At 57.3% G+C, this 5,197-nt stretch carries 2 rRNA genes; both read right to left on the reverse strand.

Going from position 1 to position 5,197, the window contains the following annotated elements:
• Positions 1–22 precede the first annotated feature (22 nt).
• Positions 23–3,144: ribosomal RNA gene (locus tag G3I56_RS42435) — 23S ribosomal RNA — on the reverse strand.
• A gap of 316 nt (positions 3,145–3,460) precedes the next feature.
• A 16S ribosomal RNA gene (locus tag G3I56_RS42440) occupies positions 3,461–4,989 on the reverse strand.
• Together the 16S and 23S rRNA genes form the textbook arrangement of a ribosomal RNA operon.
• Positions 4,990–5,197: the final 208 nt, after the last annotated feature.

The raw sequence follows: 5,197 nt of genomic DNA on the forward strand, positions 1-5,197 counted from the left end.
AACACAGTGGACGCGAGCAACTGAGGACAAGCCCTCGGCCTATTAGTACCAGTCACCTCCACCCGTTACCGGGCTTCCAGATCTGGCCTATCAACCCAGTCGTCTACTGGGAGCCTTACCCCATCTAGTGGGTGGGAACACTCATCTCGAAGCAGGCTTCCCGCTTAGATGCTTTCAGCGGTTATCCCTCCCGAACGTAGCCAACCAGCCATGCCCTTGGCAGGACAACTGGCACACCAGAGGTTCGTCCGTCCCGGTCCTCTCGTACTAGGGACAGCCCTTCTCAATGTTCCTGCGCGCGCAGCGGATAGGGACCGAACTGTCTCACGACGTTCTAAACCCAGCTCGCGTACCGCTTTAATGGGCGAACAGCCCAACCCTTGGGACCGACTCCAGCCCCAGGATGCGACGAGCCGACATCGAGGTGCCAAACCATCCCGTCGATATGGACTCTTGGGGAAGATCAGCCTGTTATCCCCGGGGTACCTTTTATCCGTTGAGCGACGGCGCTTCCACAAGCCACCGCCGGATCACTAGTCCCGACTTTCGTCCCTGCTCGACCCGTCGGTCTCACAGTCAAGCTCCCTTGTGCACTTACACTCAACACCTGATTGCCAACCAGGCTGAGGGAACCTTTGGGCGCCTCCGTTACTCTTTAGGAGGCAACCGCCCCAGTTAAACTACCCATCAGACACTGTCCCTGATCCGGATCACGGACCCAGGTTAGACATCCAGCACGACCAGACTGGTATTTCAACGACGACTCCACAGACACTGGCGTGCCCACTTCACAGTCTCCCAGCTATCCTACACAAGCCGAACCGAACACCAATATCAAACTATAGTAAAGGTCCCGGGGTCTTTCCGTCCTGCTGCGCGAAACGAGCATCTTTACTCGTAGTGCAATTTCACCGGGCCTATGGTTGAGACAGTCGAGAAGTCGTTACGCCATTCGTGCAGGTCGGAACTTACCCGACAAGGAATTTCGCTACCTTAGGATGGTTATAGTTACCACCGCCGTTTACTGGCGCTTAAGTTCTCAGCTTCGCCACACCGAAATGTGACTAACCGGTCCCCTTAACGTTCCAGCACCGGGCAGGCGTCAGTCCGTATACATCGCCTTACGGCTTCGCACGGACCTGTGTTTTTAGTAAACAGTCGCTTCTCGCTGGTCTCTGCGGCCACCCCCAGCTCATGAAGTAAATTCAATCACCGGTGATGGCCCCCCTTCTCCCGAAGTTACGGGGGCATTTTGCCGAGTTCCTTAACCATAGTTCACCCGAACGCCTCGGTATTCTCTACCTGACCACCTGAGTCGGTTTAGGGTACGGGCCGCCATGAAACTCGCTAGAGGCTTTTCTCGACAGCATAGGATCATCCACTTCACCACAATCGGCTCGGCATCAGGTCTCACCCTCATGTTGTGCGGATTTACCTACACAACGGGCTACACCCTTACCCCGGGACTACCACCGCCCGGGATGGACTACCTTCCTGCGTCACCCCATCACTCACCTACTGCAGATCTGGTCCGTCGGCTCCACCACTCCCCCTTGCCCGAAGGCTCCGGGGCGGCTTCACGGACTTAGCATCGCCTGGTTCAATGTTTGACGCTTCACAGCGGGTACCGGAATATCAACCGGTTATCCATCGACTACGCCTGTCGGCCTCGCCTTAGGTCCCGACTTACCCTGGGCAGATCAGCTTGACCCAGGAACCCTTAGTCAATCGGCGCACACGTTTCCCACGTGTGTATCGCTACTCATGCCTGCATTCTCACTCGTGAACCGTCCACCACTAGCTTCCGCTGCAGCTTCACCCGGCACACGACGCTCCCCTACCCATCCCAGCAGGCGTTGGCCCTATTGCTGGAATGACACGACTTCGGCGGTACGCTTGAGCCCCGCTACATTGTCGGCGCGGAATCACTAGACCAGTGAGCTATTACGCACTCTTTCAAGGGTGGCTGCTTCTAAGCCAACCTCCTGGTTGTCTGTGCGACTCCACATCCTTTCCCACTTAGCGTACGCTTAGGGGCCTTAGTCGATGCTCTGGGCTGTTTCCCTCTCGACCATGGAGCTTATCCCCCACAGTCTCACTGCCGTGCTCTCACTTACCGGCATTCGGAGTTTGGCTAAGGTCAGTAACCCGGTAGGGCCCATCGCCTATCCAGTGCTCTACCTCCGGCAAGAAACACACGACGCTGCACCTAAATGCATTTCGGGGAGAACCAGCTATCACGGAGTTTGATTGGCCTTTCACCCCTAACCACAGGTCATCCCCCAGGTTTTCAACCCTGGTGGGTTCGGTCCTCCACGAAGTCTTACCTCCGCTTCAACCTGCCCATGGCTAGATCACTCCGCTTCGGGTCTTGAGCGCGCTACTAAAACGCCCTATTCGGACTCGCTTTCGCTACGGCTTCCCCACACGGGTTAACCTCGCAACACACCGCAAACTCGCAGGCTCATTCTTCAAAAGGCACGCAGTCACGACCCACCAAGTAAACTTGATGAGCGACGCTCCCACGGCTTGTAGGCACACGGTTTCAGGTACTATTTCACTCCGCTCCCGCGGTACTTTTCACCATTCCCTCACGGTACTATCCGCTATCGGTCACCAGGGAATATTTAGGCTTAACGGGTGGTCCCGCCAGATTCACACGGGATTTCTCGGGCCCCGTGCTACTTGGGTGTCTCTCAAACGAGCCGTTGATGTTTCGACTACGGGGGTCTTACCCTCTACGCCGGACCTTTCGCATGTCCTTCGCCTACATCAACGGTTTCTGACTCGTCTCATGGCCGGCAGACCATGAAAGAGAGATCCCACAACCCCGTATACGCAACCCCTGCCGGGTCTCACACGCATACGGTTTGGCCTCATCCGGTTTCGCTCGCCACTACTCCCGGAATCACGGTTGTTTTCTCTTCCTGCGGGTACTGAGATGTTTCACTTCCCCGCGTTCCCTCCACACACCCTATGTGTTCAGATGTGGGTGACAGCCCATGACGACTGCCGGGTTTCCCCATTCGGAAACCCCCGGATCAAAGCCTGGTTGACGACTCCCCGGGGACTATCGTGGCCTCCCACGTCCTTCATCGGTTCCTGGTGCCAAGGCATCCACCGTGCGCCCTTAAAAACTTGGCCACAGATGCTCGCGTCCACTGTGCAGTTCTCAAACAACGACCAACCACCCACCACCCCACCCTTACAGGCGAGTTCACCGGGGCCGGCACTGAAGGCGACCAGACAAGCCGGCCGTACCCTCAGACACCCAACAGCGTGCCCGACACCCCTCGCCACTCAGATCAGCTTTCCACGCCCCGAAGGACAGTACTCACAGCCAGAGATGACCGAGATGCCGAATAATCAACGTTCCACCCATGAGCAACCACCGCCGGACAGATGCCGACGTAATGGCCCTGGACCACCAAGCGGACTTGGCGGCCTAGATGCTCCTTAGAAAGGAGGTGATCCAGCCGCACCTTCCGGTACGGCTACCTTGTTACGACTTCGTCCCAATCGCCAGTCCCACCTTCGACAGCTCCCTCCCCGTGAGGGGTTGGGCCACCGGCTTCGGGTGTTACCGACTTTCGTGACGTGACGGGCGGTGTGTACAAGGCCCGGGAACGTATTCACCGCAGCAATGCTGATCTGCGATTACTAGCAACTCCGACTTCATGGGGTCGAGTTGCAGACCCCAATCCGAACTGAGACCGGCTTTTTGAGATTCGCTCCGCCTCACGGCATCGCAGCTCATTGTACCGGCCATTGTAGCACGTGTGCAGCCCAAGACATAAGGGGCATGATGACTTGACGTCGTCCCCACCTTCCTCCGAGTTGACCCCGGCAGTCTCCTGTGAGTCCCCATCACCCCGAAGGGCATGCTGGCAACACAGAACAAGGGTTGCGCTCGTTGCGGGACTTAACCCAACATCTCACGACACGAGCTGACGACAGCCATGCACCACCTGTACACCGACCACAAGGGGGGCACCATCTCTGATGCTTTCCGGCGTATGTCAAGCCTTGGTAAGGTTCTTCGCGTTGCGTCGAATTAAGCCACATGCTCCGCTGCTTGTGCGGGCCCCCGTCAATTCCTTTGAGTTTTAGCCTTGCGGCCGTACTCCCCAGGCGGGGAACTTAATGCGTTAGCTGCGGCACCGACGACGTGGAATGTCGCCAACACCTAGTTCCCACCGTTTACGGCGTGGACTACCAGGGTATCTAATCCTGTTCGCTCCCCACGCTTTCGCTCCTCAGCGTCAGTAATGGCCCAGAGATCCGCCTTCGCCACCGGTGTTCCTCCTGATATCTGCGCATTTCACCGCTACACCAGGAATTCCGATCTCCCCTACCACACTCTAGTCTGCCCGTATCGAATGCAGACCCGGGGTTAAGCCCCGGGCTTTCACATCCGACGCGACAGACCGCCTACGAGCTCTTTACGCCCAATAATTCCGGACAACGCTTGCGCCCTACGTATTACCGCGGCTGCTGGCACGTAGTTAGCCGGCGCTTCTTCTGCAGGTACCGTCACTTTCGCTTCTTCCCTGCTGAAAGAGGTTTACAACCCGAAGGCCGTCATCCCTCACGCGGCGTCGCTGCATCAGGCTTTCGCCCATTGTGCAATATTCCCCACTGCTGCCTCCCGTAGGAGTCTGGGCCGTGTCTCAGTCCCAGTGTGGCCGGTCGCCCTCTCAGGCCGGCTACCCGTCGTCGCCTTGGTGAGCCACTACCTCACCAACAAGCTGATAGGCCGCGGGCTCATCCTTCACCGCCGGAGCTTTTAACCCCCACAGATGCCTGCAGGAGTATTATCCGGTATTAGACCCCGTTTCCAGGGCTTGTCCCAGAGTGAAGGGCAGATTGCCCACGTGTTACTCACCCGTTCGCCACTAATCCCCCACCGAAGCGGGTTCATCGTTCGACTTGCATGTGTTAAGCACGCCGCCAGCGTTCGTCCTGAGCCAGGATCAAACTCTCCGTGAATGTCAACCCGTAATCGGGTCACACCACGAGAGCGGAACAGTCAAGCGGAATAAGCCCGACCGTTCACAGCGTCCTCGCTGTGTTTACTACTTCAAAGGAACCTCAACCCACAGACAAAGCCTGTGAGCCGGGGTATCAACAAACTTGGCGTTGATTTTTGGCACGCTGTTGAGTTCTCAAGGAACGGACGCTTCCTTCGTACTCACCC

This window comes from Streptomyces sp. SID12488 (assembly GCF_010548275.1).
Classification (GTDB): Bacteria; Actinomycetota; Actinomycetes; order Streptomycetales; family Streptomycetaceae; genus Streptomyces.